Origin of the sequence: Lelliottia sp. SL45 (genome assembly GCF_026672535.1) — a bacterium.
GTDB lineage: Bacteria > Pseudomonadota > Gammaproteobacteria > Enterobacterales > Enterobacteriaceae > Enterobacter > Enterobacter nimipressuralis.
On the sequence record NZ_JAPPRH010000003.1, the window covers coordinates 1,065,096 to 1,087,514 of the forward strand.

Here is a 22,419-nt window from a genome sequence, read left to right on the forward strand (position 1 = left end):
ATTAAGAAGGCGCTATGACCTCACCAAACCCCTCGGGGCAATCGTCATTATTGCAGCAAATGACCCAGCGCCTCGCGCTGTCCGACGCGCATTTTCGTCGGATATGTCAGTTGATTTACCAGCGTGCGGGGATTGTGCTTGCCGATCATAAGCGAGACATGGTCTACAACCGGTTAGTCCGGCGCTTACGCACACTGGAGCTGGATGATTTTGGCCGATATCTGGGCATGCTGGAGGCCAATCCCAACAGCGCAGAGTGGCAGGCGTTTATCAACTCCCTGACCACTAACCTGACAGCGTTTTTCCGTGAAGGTCACCACTTCCCGGTGCTGGCGGAACATGCCCGCCGTCGTAGCGGGGAATACCGCGTCTGGAGCGCAGCGGCGTCGACCGGGGAGGAGCCGTATTCGCTGGCGATTACCCTTGCCGATACGCTGGGCATGGCGCCCGGTCGCTGGAAGGTCTACGCCAGCGACATCGACACCGAAGTGCTGGAGAAAGCGCGCAACGGCGTCTATCGCCAGGACGAACTGAAAACCCTGTCGCCTCAACAGCTACAGCGGTACTTCATGCGCGGGACAGGCCCGCACGAAGGGCTGGTGCGCGTGCGCCAGGAGCTGGCAAATTGCGTGGAATTTGCTCCGGTGAATCTGCTTGATAAGCAGTACAACGTGCCGGGTCCTTTTGATGCAATTTTTTGCCGTAACGTGATGATTTATTTTGATAAAACGACGCAGCAGGAGATTCTGCGCCGTTTTGCTCCGCTGCTTAAGCCTGACGGCTTACTGTTTGCCGGGCATTCGGAGAACTTCAGCAACCTGGCCCGCGAATTTGTGCTGCGCGGGCAGACGGTTTATGCGCTGAGTAAGGAAAAAGCATGAGTAAGATCAGGGTGTTGTCTGTCGATGATTCCGCGTTGATGCGCCAGATCATGACTGAAATTATCAATAGTCATAGCGACATGGAAATGGTGGCGACAGCCCCGGATCCCCTGGTCGCGCGGGATTTAATCAAAAAATTTAACCCCGATGTGCTGACGCTGGACGTGGAGATGCCGCGCATGGACGGCATTGATTTCCTTGAGAAATTAATGCGCCTGCGTCCGATGCCAGTGGTGATGGTCTCCTCGCTGACCGGTAAAGGGTCAGAGATTACCCTGCGTGCGCTGGAGCTGGGGGCGGTGGATTTTGTCACCAAACCGCAGCTGGGCATTCGCGAAGGGATGCTCGCTTACAGTGAGATGATCGCCGAGAAGATCCGCACCGCGTCACGGGCGAAGCTGGCGGCGCATAAACCCGCAGGCGTGCCTGCCACGCTCAAAGCCGGGCCGCTGCTCAGTTCGGAAAAACTGCTGGTGATTGGGGCCTCAACGGGAGGAACAGAGGCAATTCGCCATGTACTCCAGCCATTGCCGCTCTCAAGCCCAGGTATTCTTATTACTCAGCATATGCCGCCGGGCTTTACCCGCTCATTCGCCGAACGTCTGAACAAGCTGTGTCAGATTAGCGTGAAAGAGGCAGAGGATGGCGAACGCGTCCTGCCGGGGCATGCCTATATCGCGCCGGGTGATAAGCATATGGAGCTGGCGCGCAGTGGCGCGAACTATCAAATCAAAATTCATGACGGTCCGCCGGTTAACCGGCACCGTCCGTCAGTGGATGTGCTGTTTCATTCGGTGGCGAAACACGCGGGGCGCAACGCCGTTGGGGTGATCCTGACGGGGATGGGTAACGACGGGGCCGCCGGAATGCTCGCTATGCACCAGGCTGGCGCCTGGACGATTGCGCAGAATGAAGCAAGTTGTGTGGTGTTCGGCATGCCGCGCGAGGCCATCAATATGGGTGGCGTGAGCGAAGTGGTCGATCTTAGCCAGGTTAGCCAGCAGATGCTGGCGAAAATCAGTGCCGGACAGGCAATACGTATTTAATGAGGAGTAGTTTTTTATGGCGGACAAAGAGCTCAGATTTCTGGTTGTGGATGACTTTTCCACCATGCGTCGTATCGTGCGCAACCTGCTGAAAGAGCTGGGTTTTAATAACGTTGAAGAAGCAGAAGATGGCGTTGATGCCCTGAACAAACTGCAGGCCGGTGGCTTTGGTTTTGTTATCTCTGACTGGAACATGCCTAACATGGATGGTCTGGAGCTGCTCAAAACAATTCGCGCTGATGGCAATATGTCCTCTCTTCCGGTTCTGATGGTGACTGCAGAAGCGAAGAAAGAGAACATTATTGCGGCAGCACAGGCGGGCGCAAGCGGTTATGTGGTGAAACCATTTACGGCGGCGACTCTGGAAGAGAAGCTCGGCAAGATCTTCGAGAAACTCGGCATGTGAGGTGCTGGTGATGATGCAACCTGCTATGAAACCGGTTGAAGAACATTCAGCCAACGAGATTATTGCCCGCATCGGCAGCCTGACGCGTATGCTGCGCGACAGCCTGCGCGAACTGGGACTCGACCAGGCGATTGCCGAAGCGGCGGAAGCGATTCCCGATGCGCGCGATCGTCTGGACTACGTTGTGCAGATGACCGCACAGGCAGCAGAGCGCGCCCTGAACAGCGTGGAAGCCTCTCAACCGCATCAGGATGAGATGGAAAAGGGCGCAAAAGCCCTGAGCAAACGCTGGGATGAGTGGTTCGAGAATCCGATCGAACTGGCCGATGCCCGCGAGCTGGTCACGGATACTCGCCAGTATCTGGGCGATGTCCCTGGACACACCAGCTTCACCAACGCGCAGCTGCTGGACATCATGATGGCGCAGGATTTCCAGGACCTGACAGGTCAGGTTATCAAGCGCATGATGGATGTGATTCAGGAAATCGAACGTCAGCTGCTGATGGTTCTGCTGGAAAACATGCCAGAGCCTGCTGCGCGTCCGAAACGTGAGAATGAAAGCCTGCTCAATGGCCCGCAGCTCGACACTTCCAAGGCGGGCGTTGTCGCAAGCCAGGATCAGGTGGACGATCTGCTGGACAGTCTCGGCTTCTAATCGCGACGGTTTTTCTCAGGCTGCAGCTGCAGCCTGAGAATCACTCAGCGCAAATCCATTTTTACCGTCACGTTCCCTTCAAATTTACCGGGTGCCGGCGTGGCATTCGTGGTGCTTACCGGTGCGGCTTTGATCTTCACTGATCCATTACCCTGCTCATCCATCGTCACCGGAAATGCGTAGCTGCCGTCGAGCTGGACGTCTTTATTGTCGTCTGTGAAGACCCTGACGCCGACGTCATCGCGGTTGAGCATTTTCGCGATCAGCGGATCGCTACTGTCGAGCACCCCCTGATCGGCGCTGAGGGTCATTCTGATGCGATCGTCGTTGCCAACCGCGTTATCGTCGCAGTGATAGGTAATATCCACATTTTTCAACGCATAGTTCATCGGCGGCTGACCTTTTGCCCGAAACTGCTTACTGACAATATTGCCCAGATCAACCTCAATGGTGCTGCCTTCATTGATGGTGCAACTGAGTGGGGCGGAGAGTGAACCACTCAGCCAGATAGTGGAGACCTGCTGGGCATCACCTGGATCACATTTCCCTGTGCCGAAATAGAGACAGGCATAGTTCTGCACCACGGCGGTAGGGGGGATGATCTCTTTGCCAAGAATCGGCTTTTTGACATGAAAGATCACGCCGATAACGTTCCAGCGGAACTGGCGTTTAACCGGAGCGGAATCCTCAGGTCGCGTGCTCTCGCTGCAGACGCTCGCGGTGCCTTCCGTCGCTTTGAATTTCTCTATCGTTTTTGACATCGAGCTCTGAGGCGTGGGGTACTCGTTAATATTGAGTCCCTCCAGGCCGGAACCATCCGGGGAATTACTCGCATCGACATACCCCTTAACGTTAATGTCCAGTTTATCAGTGAGAGCACCGTAGCCACTCGTGCCCTGTGGAAGCGGACTGCCTGCCAGGGTTAATTCATAAATCGTCGTCGATTCCATCATGTTTTTAGGGCAATCACAGTTGGCTTCCATGACTGTACTTTCCCCGACCAGGTGTTCGGGTATATCCACATCCTGTCCCGCTTTATTGTCGCTGGCGTTGAGATCGCCGTCATAAGCAACGTGATAATCCTGAGGGACAAAGCAGTTGCGCAAAATGGTCGCAGCCTGCGTGGTGACAGGGACGGACAGGCACAGCAGTACCCAGAGGGATTTGGCGTTAATTAACATGTTTTTCTTCCTGCTTACAAAGCGCGCTGACGGAGCGGATACCCGCCGGGTTGGACGTGGCTACTCTCGTGCTAATCGGGACGCTGGCCGTACATTGCTGATCCGCACCCTCGCCCCATTTCACCTTTAACTGAACGGTGTCCGAGACCCCGGCGAGATAAACGGTGCCCGTATCGTCGACAATGCCGCTGATGACCGGAGATACAGCGGTGGCGATGGCGGCAAAAGGCACTGTGCTGCCATCGGGGCGCGTGAGGGTAATCAGCGCGCGATAGCCGACATGGGCATCAAAGCTTGCTGTTACGGCGGCGTTACGGGAGGGAATGACCGTGACGGCGGTTTCGCTGGTGTCGACATCCTCGGGCAGGCTGGTGGTATCGACGCGGATGCTGTTTTCCTGATAAGGGGTAAGTGAAGGAATCACGGCATTTCCCTGCCAGTCAGTCTGAATACCGCGCTGGTTCTGGAAACGTACGCCAGAGGCATGGTTAGCATTGACGATGGCAAACTGGCTACCCAGCGGCTGAGCCAGGGTAATTCCATGAGGGTGGGCGACCACCGCACCGCTCATGCCGTAGCTCAACTGCTGCGATTTGTCGGATGAAGTGTAATACCCGGCGTTCAGATTGGCGTACTGCGAGCGATAGCTGCCGTACAGACTGCTGGTGTCATCGCCGTCATGGTTGGAATGACTTTGCTGCAGCGAATAGTTGAGCCGTTCGTCATCCAGCAGCGTCCCGTTTAGCCCGATGTTTTGCCGCGTGTACCCGTGCTTGCTGTTGCTCAGGTTATAGCTGCTCCAGGCGCGCGGCAGCCATTTGCTCAGCGGGACGCTAAAGCCAAGGGAGACCATCTGATCGCTCTCGTCTTCCTCGGTTTTGCTGTAGGTATAGGCCAGGTGAATGCTGATGCTTTCCACCACGGTATTGAGACCCGCTGAGAGGCTGCGCTCTTTCTGGGACGTCTGCCAGAAGTCCTGCTGATAACCATTGAGATAAAAACTGACGCCAGCAATATTCTGGCTGATGCTGGCCTGAATGCGGTTACGTTTGTTGTACTGGAAGAGCAGATCGTTTTCATGCTGATCGTATTTCTGGTTGGCGTCGGCAAAGCTGTAGTAGCCGCTGGTGGAGTAGCGATAGCTGGCGAGGGTGAAGTTGGTGTCGGTGGTATCAATTTTGCCTGAGTAGAGCAGGCGGTATGACTGCCCGGAACGCTCGGTATGATTATCGAGCTGGGTTTTCGCGGTTGTCACATCCGCCGACACCGTACCGAAACGTCCCAGCGCAACCCCTGCACCGGTATTGACCGCCTGATAGTCCTCTGACGCCGTAACACCGCCAAACAGCGTCATGCTGTTGTTCACACCATAGATCGCGCTTCCCTGCACAAACAGCGGTTCATTCTGATCGCTCCCGCTGTCTGCGCGATAGCGTGCGGCGGTGAATTCATACTTCAGATGTCCAGGTCGCTGCATGACGGCGATGCTGGAGTAGGGCAGGGTGAAATGATGCTCGGTGCCATCGGCCTCTTTGACGGTGACATCAAGATCGCCGCTGTTGGTGGTGGAGTAGAGGTCGTTGATTTCAAACGCACCGGGGGCAACGTTCTGCTGATAGATCAGATAACCGTTCTGGCGCACCGACACTTCGGCATTGGAGCTGGCAATACCGCGGATAACCGGGGCGAACCCGCGCTGGCTGTAGGGCAGCATCTCTTCGTCCGACGCGATGTTAATGCCGCGATACTGCAGGCTGTCGAATACCTCGCCCTGAGTGCTGCTTTCGCCGCCCGTAAACTGTGCTTTCAGGGCATCAAGATCGTGCTGCACGAAGGTGTTAACCGTGTCCCAGCTGTTGTCGTCGTCGGTTTTGCTCCAGGTGGAATAGTTACGCACGCGCCAGCCGCCCAGGTTCGCGCCGCTGCGCATATTGAGGTACTGATTGCTGGTCGTGTTTTTGTCGCTGTCCTGATTTTGCGAGCCGGAAAACGCGTAATCCGTGAACGCCACCGGCACGCCATCATCCCAGCGGGAAGGGGCGATGTAGTCTCTGCCATTAGCCGCAATGGCGGCCTGCGGAATGCTCAGATGCAGCGTCATGGCGGAAAAGTCGAACGTCGCCGAGGCCTGTGGAATGTATTCTCCTAAAGGCTTAGGGAGCGCAGACGACGCATCCAGAACCGTCAGCGCCGGAAACTTATCAATATCGACGCCCCATTTTCGCAGCATATCAGGGGTCAGCTGCGCCACCAGTTCACCCCTTTTGCCGCCAAGATAAGTGATACTGGCGTCGCCCACACGCAGATCGTTGAGCAGAATGCGGGAAGGGTAAACGCCGGGTAGCTGGGTGTTTGAGTGTGAAAAGAGTGACAGGTCGATATCCTGCTGCGGCAGCTGATCGCCTTCCAGGGCGGAAGGTGAAAAATGGTACTCTCGGGTATGTGCGGCGGATGAAAGCATCAACGCCACGCCGCCAAGGCAACGTACGAGCGCATTTATGCGCCAGGCGCGCTGCCTGGAAATAGAAGCGAGTCCTTTGGCCATGGCGTTTCCTATCCCTGACCCAGGGTGGCAATGTATTTGGCGGAAGCGTTGCCATAATCGGTGATGCATCGCCAACTGACCTGGCTGCCAGCCGCACTCTCAGGCACGGGGATCTCCACGCTCGACTGAGGCGTGACCATATCGGCTTTCTCAAGCGTTGCGTTACCCAGTTTCAGGTTGTCAAAGGTGATATGAAAAGCCCCCTCGTTGGTCACCGTCAGCTGCTTGCCGTGACGGGAAAAACGCAGGTTTTTGCAGGTTTCATCAGGGTCGCCCTTCAGCCCTTTTGGACGCCAGAACAGCTTGATACGCGTTTTGTAGATCAGGCGTAACACATTCTTATCGTCGTCCTCCGCCGCGGTGGCAGGAATGGTACGAACGTTCATATAAAACAACGACTCTTTGTTCTCGGGGATTGCTGTTCCGTTCCAGGCGATCCTCAGACTTTGTTCTTTCTGGGGCTCAAGACGAAATAACGGCGGGGTGACGATAAAAGGCGCGCGAGTTTTACCGTTTCCCGTATCCGTCCAGGATTGAATCAACCAGGGAAGTTCGGTTTCTTTATTTGTCAGCGGAAGTGAAACCTCCTTTTTACCGGCATCGTAGACGATCCTCGTACGCCCAACCTGGATGCCTGCCGCATGGCTGAATGAAGAATATATAACAGGTGTCAGTAATAGAATTAGCGGATAAATACGCATGCGTAATATTTGTCCTGATCTAAAATAATGGCTCAGAAGTATGGAGTGAGTTAGGTATTTCTTATAAATGCCCATTCGAGAATATACTTCTTTGCGGAAGTATTGATATCAGGAATGGGCTGGACGGACGATTAACGATAAATAATATTAACCGTCATATCCGCATCGGCAGGGCCGGGTGTGACCTTTTCAGCAAACGATCGATAGCGCGCATTGAAATTGGCGCTAATTGTGTCGGTGGTTTTGGTAGGAAGTTCGATATAGACCTGATCTTCCGCTCCGTCCATTGTGATAAGGTCTTCATCCGCGCCATCAAGGCTCACAGCGATACCCACACCCGTAGCGGCTGTTGCCCCGGCTGTCGTTATCTTGCTGACATCAAGCAGGTTTTTCGTCTTTGTCAGGGTGGTGGCACCGGTAAAGGTCAGTTGAATAGACGGAAGGCCATCACTTTTCAACGGACAATCTTTCAGGGTTATTTTGAAGGGCGTCAAGGGTGACTCAACACCGGGCGCTGTAAATAAAGTCGTGGTATAGGTGCCCAGGGGAACGGTACTGTCTGTACCATCATCGCCGTCAATGACACAGCTTGGCTCAATAATTTCCCCTGTGAAATGAATCTTTCCTGCATTCATTTCTGCAGCGAATGTACTTACTGAAGTCAGCGCCATCAATGCGCCAGAAATAATAGGGTACCTGAGTTTCATAATCAGAACGTCCTTAACAATAAATTCCATGTTGAGATTACTGGTGAAAGTGAACTTAATAAATAACGTTATTTCACACGCCAGTATAAAAGGTATTTGCTTCGGACGGAAGTATGGCTTAATTGATATTATATAGGGTAATTTATTCGAACTTGACTGTAAAGTGTTCACCGGTTTGTGTTATTAAATAATTCTCAGATTAATAATGTTAAGCATGATGACCATTATAAATGTGTTGATATTTATTGTTATTTTGGTGTTATGAGTGCTTTGTGGTTAATCGAGGTAAAGCGTTTGCAAGACGCGTTTAAACAACACAAAAGACGTTTATTTCATTTTATAAACCACATTAACCGTGCGCTGAAAAGTCTAAAATTAGACACAAAATTTTTAAGCCTGGTGAGTTTTGGCCGTTAAACAGGCTAAAAACGGCAAGTTATACAGGCTTTTCCGTCCATTGAGTTGGGTGTGCTCTGGCATGATACGCGTGACGAAATGGGCAGAGAGCGCGCACTGTGGCAGAAGACAGCGACGACAAAACAGAAGCCCCCACACCCCACCGACTAGACAAAGCGCGTGAGGAAGGGCAAATCCCCCGATCCCGAGAGCTGACATCCCTGCTGATTTTAATCGTAGGTGTATGCATTATCTGGATGGGCGGGGAGTCGTTTGCCCGCAGACTGGCGGGAATGCTCTCGGCCGGGCTGCGTTTCGACCACAGTATGGTGAATGATCCCAACCTGATCCTCAGCCAAATCATTTTGCTGATTAAAGACGCGATGATCGCGCTGTTGCCGTTGATTACCGGTGTGGTGATTGTGGCCCTGGTCTCGCCCGTTATGCTGGGCGGCCTGGTGTTCAGCACGAAATCTCTGCAGCCCAAATTTTCCAAACTCAATCCGTTTCCCGGCATTGCCAAAATGTTCTCGGCGCAAACGGGGGCGGAGCTGCTCAAAGCGATTCTGAAATCCGTTCTGATGGGGAGCACCGCCGGGTTTTACCTCTGGCACCACTGGCCCGATATGATGCGCCTGATCAGCGAATCCCCTTTGACGGCCATGAGCAACGCCATGAATCTGGTCGGGCTGTGCGCGGTGCTGGTGGTGCTCAGTATTATTCCGATGGTGGGATTTGACGTCTTCTTCCAGATTTACAGCCATATCAAAAAATTACGTATGTCGCGGCAGGATCTTCGTGACGAATACAAACAGATGGAAGGCGACCCGCATGTGAAGGGGCGTATTCGTCAGATGCAGCGTGCGGCCGCGCGTCGTCGCATGATGGAAGATGTTCCGAAAGCGGACGTGATCGTCACCAACCCGACCCACTACTCCGTGGCGCTGAAGTACGACGAAAACAAAATGAGTGCGCCAAAAGTGGTGGCGAAAGGGGCGGGACTTATCGCCCTGCGCATCCGTGAAATTGGCGCTGAACACCGCGTGCCGGTCCTGGAAGCCCCGCCGCTGGCGCGTGCTCTGTATCGTCATGCTGAAATTGGACAGCAAATTCCTGGTCAGCTCTACGCCGCTGTGGCGGAAGTGCTGGCCTGGGTCTGGCAGCTGAAACGCTGGCGTTTGGCAGGCGGTCAACGACCTGTGAAACCTGAAAATCTGCCGGTGCCTGAGGCACTGGATTTTATGAACGAGAAGGACACTGATGGCTAATCTGGTGGCAATGTTGCGCCTGCCCAGCAACATGAAATCGACGCAATGGCAGATCCTTGCCGGGCCGATTCTCATCCTGCTAATTTTGTCGATGATGGTGCTGCCGTTGCCAGCATTTATCCTCGACCTGCTTTTCACATTCAACATTGCGCTCTCGATTATGGTGCTGCTGGTGGCGATGTTCACCCAGCGTACCCTTGAGTTTGCGGCGTTCCCGACCATCCTGCTGTTCACCACCTTGCTTCGCCTGGCGCTGAACGTGGCGTCAACGCGTATCATTCTGATGGAAGGGCATACGGGCGGTGCAGCGGCGGGTAAAGTGGTTGAGGCCTTTGGTCACTTCCTCGTCGGTGGCAACTTTGCTATTGGTATCGTGGTGTTCGTTATCCTCGTTATCATTAACTTCATGGTTATCACCAAAGGTGCGGGCCGTATCGCTGAAGTCGGCGCCCGTTTTGTCCTCGACGGGATGCCGGGCAAACAGATGGCGATTGACGCCGATCTCAACGCCGGGCTGATTGGTGAAGATGAAGCGAAAAAGCGCCGTTCCGATGTTACTCAGGAAGCGGACTTCTACGGTTCGATGGACGGTGCGAGTAAATTCGTGCGCGGGGATGCCATCGCCGGGATCCTGATCATGGTGATTAACATCGTCGGCGGTCTGCTGGTGGGTGTACTCCAGCATGGCATGGATATGGGCCATGCGGCGGAAAGCTATACGCTGCTGACGATCGGTGACGGTCTGGTGGCGCAGATCCCGGCGCTGGTGATCTCGACCGCGGCGGGTGTGATCGTGACTCGCGTAAGCACCGACGAAGACGTCGGTCAGCAGATGGTCAGCCAGCTGTTCACTAACCCGAACGTGCTGATGCTCTCTGCGGCGGTACTGGGCCTGCTGGGCCTTGTCCCGGGCATGCCAAACTTTGTTTTCCTGCTGTTTACTGCCGCTTTGCTGGGGCTTGCCTGGTGGCTGCGTGGACGCGACACCAAACCGGCAGCTGAACCGGCACCGGTCAAAATGCCGGAAAATAACCAGTCGGTAGAAGCCACCTGGAACGACGTCCAGCTGGAAGATTCCCTCGGGATGGAAGTGGGCTATCGCCTGATCCCGATGGTTGATTTCCAGCAGGACGGCGAGCTGCTGGGCCGCATCCGCAGTATCCGTAAAAAATTCGCCCAGGATATGGGCTTCCTGCCGCCGGTGGTGCACATCCGCGACAATATGGATCTGCCGCCTGCGCGCTATCGCATTTTAATGAAAGGCGTGGAGATCGGCAGCGGCGATGCCTATCCGGGGCGCTGGCTGGCGATTAACCCAGGCACAGCGGCGGGTACTCTGCCGGGCGAACAGACCATCGATCCGGCCTTTGGCCTGGCGGCAATCTGGATTGAAAGTGCGCTGAAAGAGCAGGCGCAGATCCAGGGCTATACGGTGGTAGAAGCCAGTACCGTCGTGGCGACACACCTGAACCACCTGATTGGGCAGTTCTCGGCGGAGCTGTTTGGCCGTCAGGAAGCGCAGCAGTTGCTCGACCGCGTCACCCAGGAGATGCCGAAGCTGACAGAAGATCTGGTGCCGGGCGTGGTGACGTTAACCACGCTGCACAAAGTGCTGCAAAACCTGCTCGACGAAAAAGTGCCGATCCGCGATATGCGCACCATTCTGGAAACCCTGGCGGAACATGCGCCATTGCAGAGCGATCCGCACGAACTCACCGCCGTGGTGCGTGTGGCGCTGGGCCGTGCCATCACCCAGCTGTGGTTCCCTGGCTCCGGCGAAGTGCAGGTGATTGGTCTCGACACGCCGCTTGAGCGTCTGCTGCTGCAGGCGTTGCAGGGCGGTGGCGGCCTGGAGCCGGGTCTGGCAGACCGTCTGCTGGCGCAAACGCAAGAGGCACTGGCGCGTCAGGAGATGCTTGGCGCTCCGCCGGTTCTGCTGGTGAATCACGCGCTGCGTCCGCTGCTCTCTCGCTTCCTGCGCCGCAGTCTGACGCAGCTGGTGGTGCTGTCGAATCTGGAACTGTCGGATAACCGTCATATTCGTATGACGGCGACCATCGGAGGCAAATAATGCGTCACTGGCTGTGGATTTTACTGTTCCCGATGTTGGCTCAGGCCGCCGGGGAAGGCACCTGGCAGGCGAGCAGTATTGGTATCACCCTGAGCAATCGCGGGGGTATCGGCTTCGTCGCGACCGCTTTCCGCCTCAGAACCGGCCTCCGGGCTGATGACGCTGGTGGTCTGGCGTTATCAGCTAATTGGCCCGACGCCTGCGGGCCTGCGCGTACGCCTGTGCTCGCAGACGCGCTGCACTGAACTGGACGGTGAAAGTGGCACCACGCACGCTTTCAATGGCGTGCCTGCCGTTGAGCCGCTGCGTTTTGTCTGGGAAGTCCCGGGCGGAGGACGTCTGATCCCCGCACTCAAAGTCCAAAGCAACGAAGTGATTGTGAATTACCGCTAATTGCCTGCCTTTTCACCAGCCGTCAGCAGAAACTGACGGCTGGCTCCCAAAAAATGACCCCGCCTTTTGATGCAAGAGAAACGCTGTTTTATAAATCAGTGACACGCGTACGGAATCTCTTTGCATTATTGCCATTCGCTCTCAGGCAGTGGCAGAAACAGAAAGGTATCAATAGAACGATACTTTTACTGTAGCCGTGTAAAAACTCCCGGACGAGGTTTGCATACAGGGAGTCTCCCAACATTCAAAGGGTTGACGGCAATGAAAACACGTAAAATTGGACTCGCAAATTACCTTGCCTACGGGTCAGGCGATTTTCTTGGGGCAGGCACAACCGCGCTGACGGCGGCCTGGCTGTTATATTTTTATACGACGTTCTGTGGGCTTTCGCCGATTGAGGCGACCTTTATTTTTGCGGCCGCCAGAGTGCTGGACGCGGTGGTCAGCCCGTTAATGGGCTTCCTGACCGATAACTTTGGCACCACCTGGCTCGGCAAACGCTTTGGCCGCCGTAAGTTCTTTATCCTGCTCGGTATTCCCTGCGTTTTCAGCTACTCGATGATGTGGGTAGGGGATATGGGCTTCTGGTACTACCTGGTCACCTACCTGATCTTCGATATCGTGTACACCATGATTCTGGTGCCTTACGAAACCTTAGTCCCGGAAATGACGGACGATTTCAAACAGAAAACGAAATTCTCCGGCGCGCGTATCTCTATGGCGCAGATGTCGGCGATTCTGGCCTCTTTCCTGCCGGGTATCCTGCTGACTCACTTCGGTAAAGACAACGCGATCTCCTTCTTCTACGCGAGCCTGGTCTTCTCCGTGCTGTGCGCAATGATGCTGACTTTCGTCTGGATCTTTACCTGGGAGCGCCCGCGTGAAGAGTGGTCTGAAGCGGCACTGCGCGCAGAAGAAGAGAAGAAAAAACTCAATCTGAGCCAGAGCCTGAACCGTCTGTTTGTCGAGTTAAGTTCAACCCTGCGAGTGAAAATTTTCCGCCAGCATCTGGGGATGTATCTCGGCGGCTATATCGCGCAGGACGTCTTCAACGCAGTGTTCACCTATTACGTGGTGTTTGTGCTGATGCAGGAAGCGTCGATGGCGTCGAACTTACTGGGCACCATGGCCATCTTCCAGTTCATCGCTGTAATCGCCATGATCCCGCTCTGCATCCGCTTTGGACCGGCCCCGTCGTACCGCATGGTGGTCGTGCTGTTTGGTCTGGCTTCTATCTCTTACGCGGTGCTCTATTACGCCGGGCTGAGCGACGTCTATTCGCTGTTGCTGCTGATCTCAGCCGTGGCAGGTTTGGGTCGCGGGGGCATCAACTACGTTCCGTGGAATATCTACACCTATATTGCTGACGTGGATGAAGTGATCACCGGCCAGCGCCGCGAAGGGATTTTCGCCGGGATTATGACCCTGACGCGTAAAGCCTCGCAGGCCGGAGCCATCATGCTGGTGGGGATTGTGATGCAGATGTCCGGCTTTGTCAGCGGCCAGAAAACCCAGCCAGCGGAAGTGAGCCACACCATTCTGATGATCCTGAGTGTGGGCACCATTCTGGTGCTGGCCTGCGGTTTCCTGGTCTCCCTGCGCTTTAAACTGAACCTGGAAACTCACAGTACCCTGCGTGAAGAGACCGCCAAAATGCGCGAGTCCGGACACGCGATGCCGGAAACAGCGACCCCACAGGCCCGCGCCACCGTTGAGCTGCTGGCCGGGATGCCGTACGAATCCTTGTGGGGCAACAACAATATTGGTTATCTGAATCGCAATAAACCGGCGGCACCTTCCCTGAAGGATCGCGCGGTACTGAATTCGACATATCACAGAGGTTAAGATTATGAAGGTTTGGCCTGTCAAACATAGCCCGTTACTGCGTCAGCCTGAGCATTTTATTGCCAGGGATGAACTGAAATCACTGATTGAAAAGGTGACGCACAATCTGGTGAACATCCACGATAAAACCGGCGAATTTTTGCTGCGGCTGGACGACGGGCGCGTGATCGACACCAAAGGCTGGGCGGGATGGGAGTGGACGCACGGCGTGGGCTTATACGGCATCTGGCAGTATTACTGCCAGACCGGTGACAGCCACATGCGTGACATCATCGACGGCTGGTTTGCCGACCGCTTTGCCGAAGGTGCGACCACCAAAAACGTCAATACCATGGCCCCGTTCCTGACTCTGGCGTACCGCTTTGAGGAGACGCAAAACGCCACCTATTTGCCATGGCTGGAGAGCTGGGCAGAGTGGGCGATGAACGACATGCCGCGCACGGCGCACGGCGGCATGCAGCACATCACCCTGGCGGAAGAGAATCATCAGCAAATGTGGGACGACACGCTGATGATGACTGTCCTGCCGCTGGCGAAAATAGGCAAATTGCTCAATCGCCCTGAGTATGTGGAAGAGGCGGTGTATCAGTTCTTGCTGCACGTTCAGAACCTGATGGATCGCGAAACCGGGCTGTGGTTCCACGGCTGGAACTACGACGGGCAGCACAACTTTGCCAAAGCCCGCTGGGCGCGCGGCAATAGCTGGCTGACGATTGTCATTCCCGACTTCCTTGAGCTGGTGGATTTGCCGGAGAACAACGCGGTGCGCCGTTATCTGGTGCAGGTTCTGAATGCGCAAATCGCCGCGCTGGCAAAATGTCAGGATGAGAGCGGCCTGTGGAATACGCTGCTTGACGATCCCGAGTCGTATCTGGAAGCATCCGCCACGGCAGGCTTTGCCTACGGGATCCTGAAAGCGGTGCGCAAGCGTTACGTTGGCGCGGAATACGCTGAAGTGGCGGAGAAAGCGATTCGGGGAATTGTGAACAACATTTCGCCGGAAGGGGAGTTGCTGCAAACGTCGTTTGGCACGGGGATGGGCAGCGATCTGGAGTTTTATCGCCAGATCCCGCTGACCTCGATGCCGTACGGTCAGGCGATGGCGATTTTGTGTCTGACGGAGTATTTGCGTAAATACTTCTGATAATAAAAAACCCGGCAATTGCCGGGTTTTTTGTTTCTGTATTACATACGCTCGACGGTTTCGATCCCGAGAGTATCCAGCCCCAGCTTCAGCGTCTTCGCGGTCAGCTGCGCCAGTTTCAGACGGCTGTTGCGGATCGCTTCACTTTCGGCGGAGAGGATAGGGCAGTGCTCGTAGAAGCCAGAGAACAGGCCCGCCAGATCGTACAGATACGCACACATGACGTGCGGCGTGCCTTCACGGGCAACCACCGCCAGTGTCTCTTCAAACTGCAGCAGACGGGCAGCCAGCTGCGCTTCGCGGTCTTCATTGATCACCACGGTAGCATTCGCCAGCGCGCTTTCATCAATGTCGGCTTTACGGAACACAGACAGCACGCGGGTATAGGCATACTGCATGTATGGCGCCGTGTTGCCTTCGAAGGCCAGCATGTTGTCCCAGTCGAAGATGTAATCGGTGGTACGGTTTTTGGACAGATCCGCATATTTCACCGCGCCGATACCGACGGCAGTCGCCAGTTTTTCCAGCTCGTCGGCTGGCATATCCGGGTTCTTCTCGGCGACCAGGCGGCGCGCGCGTTCCAGCGCTTCATCCAGCAGATCGGAGAGTTTAACGGTACCCCCGGCGCGGGTTTTGAACGGCTTGCCGTCTTTACCCAGCATCATGCCGAACATGTGGTGTTCCAGCGGAACCGAATCCGGCACGTATCCGGCTTTACGCACGATGGTCCACGCCTGCATCAGGTGCTGGTGCTGACGGGAATCGATGTAGTACAGCACGCGATCCGCATGCAGCGTTTCGTAACGGTATTTCGCACAGGCGATATCCGTCGTGGTGTAGAGATAGCCGCCATCCTTTTTCTGGATGATCACGCCCATCGGTTCGCCTTCCTTGTTTTTATACTCATCAAGGAACACAACCGTTGCGCCTTCGCTCTCTACCGCCAGATTTTTGGCTTTCAGATCGGCCACGATGCCCGGCAGCATGGGGTTATAAAGGCTTTCGCCCATCACGTCGTCGCGGGTCAGGGTGACGTTCAGACGGTCATAGGTGATCTGATTTTGGGACATCGTGATGTCAACCAGCTTGCGCCACATTTCGCGGAAGTAGGCGTCGCCGCCCTGGAGTTTCACCACATAGCTACGTGCGCGCTCGGCGAAAGCTTCATCTTCGTCGTAATGTTTTTTGGCTTCACGGTAGAAACCTTCCAGATCCGCCAGCGCCATTTCGCCCGCATTTTCCTGCTGCTGCTTTTCAAGATAGGCAATCAGCATTCCGAACTGGGTACCCCAGTCGCCAACGTGGTTCGCGCGAATCACTTTATGGCCCAGGAACTCCAGGGTGCGCACAGCGGCATCGCCGATGATGGTGGAGCGCAGGTGGCCGACGTGCATCTCTTTTGCCACGTTTGGCGCAGAGTAATCGACAACGATGGTTTGCGCTTGCGGCTGAGTCACACCCAGACGGTCAGATTTCAGCGCCGCGTCAATGTGACCCGCGAGGAAGGCCGGATCGAGGAAAATGTTGATAAAGCCTGGACCTGCAATCTCAACCTTGTTGGCAATGCCGTTGAGATCCAGATGAGTCAGTACCAGCTCAGCGAGTTGTCGCGGCGGCATGCCCAGTTTTTTAGCCACTGCCATCACGCCATTAGCCTGATAGTCGCCAAACTGTACTTTTGCTGACTGACGAACCTGCGGTTCGCAATCCGCAGGCGCACCTGCGGCAATCAGTGCCTGACTGACTTTTTCGGAGAGAAGAGCCTGAATATTCACCTGGATACCTTACTTTTTTGCTGCGGGGGAGTTGCAACCCGCACCAGTTTGAGAATTTAGGGCCGGAGTATACTGCAAATGCCCTCTGGCGTCAGCATTGCGCAGGCTGAAGAGCGCTCAGAAAACAGGCGATGAAATAGTGCATAAGCATGCAGCCGGAAAATCGTGAAATCTGCAGTTGGTTGCAGGCATCCAACAGAGTAAATTAGCGGCTTTGCGACAGGATAAGAGAACCGCTGATGACGAACTGGCACTCCATTGATGAACTGCATGATATTTCCGCAGATTTACCGCGTTTCACCCAGGCGTTCACAGAACTTGCCACCCGTCTGGGGCTGGATATTGCCCCACTCGATGCCGATCACATTTCCCTGCGCTGCCATCAGAATGCGACGGCGGAGCGCTGGCGTCGTGGATTTGAGCAGTGCGGTGAGCTGCTGTCAGAAAACGTGATCAATGGGCGTCCCATTTGTCTGTTTAAACTCCATCAGCCGGTCTGCGTGGCGCACTGGCAGTTCAGCGTGGTCGAATTACCCTGGCCGGGCGAAAAACGCTATCCGATTGAGGGCTGGGAGCACATCGAAATTGTGCTGCCGGGCGATCCGGAAACTCTGAATGCGCGCGCACTGGCGCTGCTGTCTGACGACGGCCTGAGCCAGCCGGGAATTTTCGTGAAAACCAGCTCACCTAAAGGGGAGCGCGAGCGTCTGCCAAATCCGACGCTGGCGGTCACCGACGGTAAAGTGACGGTGAAATTCCATCCCTGGACGATCGAGCAGATTGTCGCCAGCGAAGGATAAGCCGCAAAAGAGTGTGAACTCACGCTAAGTCCGCCCTCGGGCGGCGTGGCATGATGGTCTATTACCGTGGATTTTAGGAGGAAGTGTGGCGCTACTGGAGATCTGTTGTTACAGCATGGAGTGTGCTGTGACTGCGCAACAAAACGGGGCCGATCGCGTTGAACTGTGCGCGGCACCGAAAGAGGGCGGATTAACCCCGTCATACGGTGTGCTGAAGTCCGTTCGCGAGGCGGTGACGATCCCCGTTCACCCCATCATTCGCCCACGCGGCGGTGATTTTTGTTATTCAGCGGGTGAGTTTGACGCCATGCTGGAAGACGTCGTCCGGGTTCGCGAGCTGGGTTTCCCAGGTCTGGTGATCGGTTTGCTTGATGAAGACGCAAATGTCGATATGCCGCGTATGCGCCAGATTATGGCGGCAGCAAAAGGGATGGCGGTGACTTTCCATCGCGCGTTTGATATGTGTAAAAATCCCATTCAAGCTTTTGAAAATTTAGCAGAATTAGGCGTTGCACGTATTCTGACATCCGGCCAGCAATCAACGGCGGAAAAAGGACTGCAATTAATTATGGAACTAAAAGGGCATTCCGGTGTTCCAATAATAATGGCAGGTGCTGGTGTTCGAGCCAGCAATCTGAAAACGTTTTTAAACGCAGGGGTAGAAGAGCTTCACAGCTCAGCAGGCAAGTGGACGCCTTCGCCTATGCGATATCGCAATACAGGATTGTCAATGTCGACAGATGCAGAAGCGGATGAGTACTCCCGCTACAGCGTAGATGGAGAGTCGGTTGCGGTAATGAAATCCATGATTGACCAGTTTCACGTGTAGCAACGATTTTTACCGCGCATCATGTCGCCCAATATGATGCTTGCTTGTACCAGGCCCCTGCAATTTCAACAGGGGCCTTTTTTTCACTTTTATATTTTAAGCCCAGCGGCGTTGCCGGGCCTTGAACTGTGTCTTGAGGAAAGGTAGTGCACCTGTTTCGCCAGGGACATTACGGCTTCGTTGCGATTAACACTGCACGCATCGGCGCGGGATACCCTTCGATGGTTTTGCTGCTGTCGTTCGGGTCGAGGAATTCTGCCAGCGACTCGGTGGTCAGCCATTCTGTGCGACGCTGCTCTTCGGTGGAGGTCACGCACACATCCACAATGCGGATATCGACAAAGCCACACTTCGCCAGCCAGTTCTTCAGCGCCAGCGCGGAGGGAATGAAATAGACGTTACGCATCTGCGCGTAACGATCGCCCGGCACCAGTACCGCGTTTTCGTCACCCTCGATCACCAGCGTCTCCAGCACCAGTTCGCCACCGCTGACCAGCTGATCTTTCAGCTGCCACAGATGCTCCAGCGGCGAGCGGCGGTGATACAGCACGCCCATCGAGAAGACGGTATCAAACGCGTTCAGGGCAGGGAGTTGCTCAATGCCCAGCGGCAGAACGTGTGCGCGCTGATCGTTGCCCAGCAATTTGCGCACCGCTTCAAACTGGCACAGAAACAGCTGCATCGGATCGATACCGACCGCCAGATGTGCCCCGGCGCCAATCATGCGCCACAGGTGATAGCCACTCCCGCAGCCCACATCCAGAATAGTGCGACCGGTCAAATCAGACAGATGGGGCAGAACGCGATCCCACTTCCAGTCAGAACGCCATTCGGTATTAATGTTCAGACCATAAAGAGAGAAGGGGCCTTTACGCCATGGCATCAGATTGCGCATCAGCTTTTCAAGACGCAGCAGCTGGCCTTCGCTCAATGGCTCGGCGCTTTCAGCCGTCACGCTGTGCAGCAGATCCAGTTTGTAGGGCGTCATGTCCGGCAAAAACTCAACGGCATTGCTCCACTGCTTAAACTGACCGTGCAGAGAGTCACGCTGCCAGGCGGCCACCTGTGCAGGCAGGGTTTCCAGCCAGTGGGAGAGATGGTTTTTGGCGATAAGCTGGTAGAAATTACTGAAGTCGATCATGCGTTGTCCCCTTTCAGTGCCACCAGGGAACCAAAGTTAAAGCACTGGAACCACAGCTCGCTGTGCTCAAAGCCGGCGTTATGCAGGCGAGCTTTGTGTGCTTCGACGGAGTCGGTGAGCATCACGTTTTCCAGCATGCTGCGCTTTTGACTGATTTCCAGCTCGCTGTAGCCGTTAGCGCGTTTAAAGTCGTGATGCATGTTAAACAGCAGCTCGCCGACCTTTGCGTCTTCAAAACTGAATTTTTCCGACAACACCAGCGCGCCGCCGGGATTCAGCCCCTTGTAAATTTTGTCCAGCAACAACTGGCGATCTTCGGGCACCAGGAACTGCAGGGTAAAATTCAGTACCACCATGGAGGCGTTTTCGATCTCGATATCGCGAATATCGCCTTCGATGACGTCAACGGGCGTGGGCGCTTTATAGGCATCAAGATGACGACGGCAGCGTTCCACCATCGCGGGGGAGTTATCGACGGCAATGATTTTGCAGCCTTCATGATGCACATTACGGCGAACGGACAGCGTCGCGGCGCCCAGTGAACAACCCAGGTCATAAACCTGCGTACCGGGTTGAACGAAGCGTTCAGCCAGCATGCCGATCATAGAGATAATATTGGAATAACCTGGAACAGAGCGCTGGATCATATCCGGGAAGACTTCGGCTACCCGTTCATCAAAGGTCCAGTCGCCCAGACTGGCGATAGGCGCGGAAAAAAGCGTGTCGCGATCAGACATAACGTAAAAATCCGGGAAAAATAAAGTGGCGTATTGTGCGCTAATGGAAAGAGAAAACCAACTCCCACGGCATATACCAGAGGTTAGCCAGCACCATCAGCAAAAGCGAACACCAGGTTGCGCTCATGCCGGAACGACGCCAGCGGAACAGGCGGTGGTGAAAACCGTAATAATGCATCAGGCGTCCGGCAATCAGCAGCAAGCCGCAGACGTGAACCATCCAGGTTTCCGCGCCGTCCATCTCCATTAACAGCAGCAGGATCAGTGCAATGGGGATATATTCCACCGCATTACCATGAATGCGGATGGCGCTTTGTAACTCTGAAAACCCACCGTCACCGTAAGAGACGCGGTACTGCATTCTCAGGCGCACAACATCAAACGAAAACTTAATCAGTAATAATGCACCTAACACCGCGTACAGTGCGCTGACCATACAAACTCCCTGTTTTTGGCAGATGGCACTTCTATGATAGGGGCTGATGTCAGAAAAGAGAAGATTGTTGTGGGATAGAAGGCGCAGGGCCGAGGGACGGAACCGCAGCCAGCAAGGCTTGCCAAAGAACATCGACCAGTTCAGGCGCCTGGGCGATATCCGGCGTATGCAGGAAAAGATAGGGGGTCGTCGTTTGCTCCCACTTTGGCAACGTTTGCAGCCACACGGCGAACATATCGCGATTTTGCTGCATGTTGTCGCTGCCGATAAACCGCACCATCGGATTATTCGACGTGACCACCGCATGCACCGGCACTTTCGGTTTTTTGCGCTGGGCATCGATTATGGCTTCGCTGTGCGGGACGGCGCTATGAACAGGGCGACTGTCGAGGATCACCCGATTCACACTGCGCGCATGCAGCCCACGATTGAGGGCTTTTTCCGCCTCGCCCTTGCTGAAAAATTCCGGATGACGGACTTCCACACCGTAGGTGAATTCGCGCGGCAGAGCGTCGAGAAAATGCCACAGCGCAGGCAGGTCGCGCGGGCCGAAGGTGGCCGGGAGTTGCAGCCAGTACTGACCGATGCGGTTGTCCAGCGGCGACATCCGCTCGAAAAACTCTTCGGTTAAATCCCCGCACTGGCGCAACGCCGCCTGGTGAGAGATGGTGGCCGGGAATTTAAAGCAAAAGCGGAAATCGTCGGTGGTCTGCTCGCGCCAGCGCGAAACGATTTCCGCACGGGGCAGGGCGTACAGCGTTGTATTGCCCTCCACGCAGTTAAAATGGCGGGCATACTCTTCAAGGCTGGTAATGCCAAGGCGCACCCATTTCGGGTGCGACCATTGGGGAAGACCCAGATAGATCATAACGCGTGTAAAATCTCGTCGGTGCTGCGCACGCGACCAATACGCGGGAAGATATGGGTCATGCTGCCCTGATGCTGATCTGCGGAAGCAGCACTGCATGCGTCTTCGGCAATGACCAGGTTAAAGCCCAGTTCCCATGCGTTACGCGCGGTGGATTCCACGCCGATGTTCGTGGAAATACCGCACAGGATAATGGTGTCGATCCCGCGACGGCGTAGCTGCAGCTCCAGATCGGTGCCGTAAAACGCGCCCCACTGGCGTTTGGTGACTTCGATATCGCTATCCTGTTTGCCAAGCGTTTCAGGGTAAGTCCACCAGTTTGCAGGCAGCGCAGCGGCAGGAGCTTTCGCATCCACAGGCTGTTTTAGCGCTTCGGCGAAGTCGGCTGACCAGCCAACGCGCACCATCACCACCGGCGATCCGTTGGCGCGACATTTATCCGCAAGACGGGCGCTGCGGCTGACTACATCTGCCGCTGTGTGCGGGCCACCGGCGAACGGCAGTATACCTTCCTGTAAATCGATCACGACAAGCGCGGTTTTGGTGGCATCAAGTGTTAACATCGTTACTCCAGTCAAAAATTAGCGTCCGTTA

At 55.1% G+C, this 22,419-nt stretch carries 20 protein-coding genes and 1 pseudogene; 11 read left to right on the forward strand and 10 right to left on the reverse strand.

What is annotated here, in order from left to right; genetic code table 11:
- Window positions 1-14: 14 nt before the first annotated feature.
- From cheR to cheZ, 4 genes are read left to right on the forward strand one after another with little or no spacing between them, the layout of a single operon-like run.
- Window positions 15-881, forward strand: a complete 867-nt coding sequence (gene cheR / locus OVA10_RS10975) for a protein-glutamate O-methyltransferase CheR (protein WP_100779756.1) — start codon at window positions 15-17, stop codon at window positions 879-881.
- Complete coding sequence (locus OVA10_RS10980; RefSeq protein ID WP_100779757.1) at window positions 878-1,927, forward strand: protein-glutamate methylesterase/protein-glutamine glutaminase; 1,050 nt, start codon at window positions 878-880, stop codon at window positions 1,925-1,927. Before cheR ends, OVA10_RS10980 begins: the two co-directional genes overlap by 4 nt.
- 16 nt (window positions 1,928-1,943) lie before the next feature.
- Window positions 1,944-2,333 carry a chemotaxis response regulator CheY gene (gene cheY / locus OVA10_RS10985; RefSeq protein ID WP_095282410.1) on the forward strand — a complete coding sequence of 130 codons (390 nt, stop codon included), beginning with the start codon at window positions 1,944-1,946 and terminating at the stop codon, window positions 2,331-2,333.
- A 10-nt stretch (window positions 2,334-2,343) separates the two neighbouring features.
- Window positions 2,344-2,988 (forward strand): protein phosphatase CheZ, encoded by a 645-nt coding sequence (cheZ, locus tag OVA10_RS10990; protein WP_100780859.1) that lies wholly within the window; start codon window positions 2,344-2,346, stop codon window positions 2,986-2,988.
- Window positions 2,989-3,032: 44 nt separating this feature from the next.
- Here cheZ and OVA10_RS10995 read toward each other — a convergent pair whose 3' ends face one another.
- From OVA10_RS10995 to OVA10_RS11010, 4 genes are all read right to left on the reverse strand, one after another.
- Entirely contained in the window at window positions 3,033-4,169 is a 1,137-nt protein-coding gene (locus tag OVA10_RS10995) for a fimbrial protein (RefSeq protein ID WP_123427564.1), read from the reverse strand.
- Entirely contained in the window at window positions 4,159-6,714 is a 2,556-nt protein-coding gene (locus OVA10_RS11000; protein WP_268195915.1) for a fimbria/pilus outer membrane usher protein, read from the reverse strand. The genes OVA10_RS10995 and OVA10_RS11000 overlap by 11 nt, the downstream gene beginning before the upstream one ends.
- A gap of 8 nt (window positions 6,715-6,722) precedes the next feature.
- Window positions 6,723-7,415: a fimbrial biogenesis chaperone gene (locus OVA10_RS11005; protein WP_268195916.1), complete on the reverse strand. Its 693-nt coding sequence runs from the start codon at window positions 7,413-7,415 to the stop codon at window positions 6,723-6,725.
- A 131-nt stretch (window positions 7,416-7,546) separates the two neighbouring features.
- A complete protein-coding gene (locus OVA10_RS11010) occupies window positions 7,547-8,152 on the reverse strand; it encodes a fimbrial protein (protein ID WP_248858658.1) in 606 nt (201 codons plus the stop codon).
- 485 nt (window positions 8,153-8,637) lie between these two features.
- Here OVA10_RS11010 and flhB point away from each other — a divergent pair, with 485 nt between their 5' ends.
- The 5 genes and pseudogenes from flhB to bglB all read left to right on the forward strand — a co-directional run bounded on the left by flhB (window position 8,638) and on the right by bglB (window position 15,239).
- Window positions 8,638-9,786, forward strand: a complete 1,149-nt coding sequence (gene flhB / locus OVA10_RS11015) for a flagellar biosynthesis protein FlhB (protein ID WP_100779762.1) — start codon at window positions 8,638-8,640, stop codon at window positions 9,784-9,786.
- On the forward strand, window positions 9,779-11,857 hold the full coding sequence (gene flhA, locus OVA10_RS11020; protein ID WP_123427570.1) for a flagellar biosynthesis protein FlhA: 2,079 nt from the start codon (window positions 9,779-9,781) through the stop codon (window positions 11,855-11,857). The genes flhB and flhA overlap by 8 nt, the downstream gene beginning before the upstream one ends.
- Window positions 11,857-12,250: pseudogene (gene flhE, locus OVA10_RS11025) on the forward strand (flagellar protein FlhE). Before flhA ends, flhE begins: the two are co-directional and overlap by 1 nt.
- A gap of 261 nt (window positions 12,251-12,511) precedes the next feature.
- On the forward strand, window positions 12,512-14,095 hold the full coding sequence (locus tag OVA10_RS11030; RefSeq protein WP_100779765.1) for an MFS transporter: 1,584 nt from the start codon (window positions 12,512-12,514) through the stop codon (window positions 14,093-14,095).
- Between the two features lie 4 nt (window positions 14,096-14,099).
- Window positions 14,100-15,239 carry a beta-galactosidase BglB gene (gene bglB, locus OVA10_RS11035; RefSeq protein ID WP_268195917.1) on the forward strand — a complete coding sequence of 380 codons (1,140 nt, stop codon included), beginning with the start codon at window positions 14,100-14,102 and terminating at the stop codon, window positions 15,237-15,239.
- Window positions 15,240-15,280: 41 nt separating this feature from the next.
- On the opposite strand, the gene argS is transcribed toward bglB, so the two are convergent.
- Complete coding sequence (gene argS / locus OVA10_RS11040) at window positions 15,281-17,014, reverse strand: arginine--tRNA ligase (RefSeq protein ID WP_100779767.1); 1,734 nt, start codon at window positions 17,012-17,014, stop codon at window positions 15,281-15,283.
- A gap of 239 nt (window positions 17,015-17,253) precedes the next feature.
- Here argS and OVA10_RS11045 point away from each other — a divergent pair, with 239 nt between their 5' ends.
- On the forward strand, window positions 17,254-17,814 hold the full coding sequence (locus OVA10_RS11045; protein ID WP_100779768.1) for a VOC family protein: 561 nt from the start codon (window positions 17,254-17,256) through the stop codon (window positions 17,812-17,814).
- Between the two features lie 85 nt (window positions 17,815-17,899).
- Window positions 17,900-18,643: a copper homeostasis protein CutC gene (gene cutC / locus OVA10_RS11050; protein WP_102103988.1), complete on the forward strand. Its 744-nt coding sequence runs from the start codon at window positions 17,900-17,902 to the stop codon at window positions 18,641-18,643.
- A 169-nt stretch (window positions 18,644-18,812) separates the two neighbouring features.
- On the opposite strand, the gene cmoB is transcribed toward cutC, so the two are convergent.
- Genes cmoB through OVA10_RS11075 form a run of 5 tightly spaced genes read right to left on the reverse strand, consistent with a single transcriptional unit; the run spans window position 18,813 to window position 22,388 of the window.
- Complete coding sequence (gene cmoB / locus OVA10_RS11055) at window positions 18,813-19,784, reverse strand: tRNA 5-methoxyuridine(34)/uridine 5-oxyacetic acid(34) synthase CmoB (protein ID WP_100779770.1); 972 nt, start codon at window positions 19,782-19,784, stop codon at window positions 18,813-18,815.
- A complete protein-coding gene (gene cmoA / locus OVA10_RS11060; protein ID WP_100779771.1) occupies window positions 19,781-20,521 on the reverse strand; it encodes a carboxy-S-adenosyl-L-methionine synthase CmoA in 741 nt (246 codons plus the stop codon). Before cmoA ends, cmoB begins: the two co-directional genes overlap by 4 nt.
- A 40-nt stretch (window positions 20,522-20,561) precedes the next feature.
- Complete coding sequence (locus OVA10_RS11065) at window positions 20,562-20,957, reverse strand: MAPEG family protein (protein WP_100779772.1); 396 nt, start codon at window positions 20,955-20,957, stop codon at window positions 20,562-20,564.
- A 49-nt stretch (window positions 20,958-21,006) separates the two neighbouring features.
- Window positions 21,007-21,825, reverse strand: coding sequence for a DUF72 domain-containing protein (locus OVA10_RS11070; RefSeq protein WP_268195919.1), 819 nt, complete (start codon window positions 21,823-21,825; stop codon window positions 21,007-21,009).
- Window positions 21,822-22,388, reverse strand: a complete 567-nt coding sequence (locus OVA10_RS11075; RefSeq protein WP_268195920.1) for a hydrolase — start codon at window positions 22,386-22,388, stop codon at window positions 21,822-21,824. Before OVA10_RS11075 ends, OVA10_RS11070 begins: the two co-directional genes overlap by 4 nt.
- Window positions 22,389-22,419 lie beyond the last annotated feature (31 nt).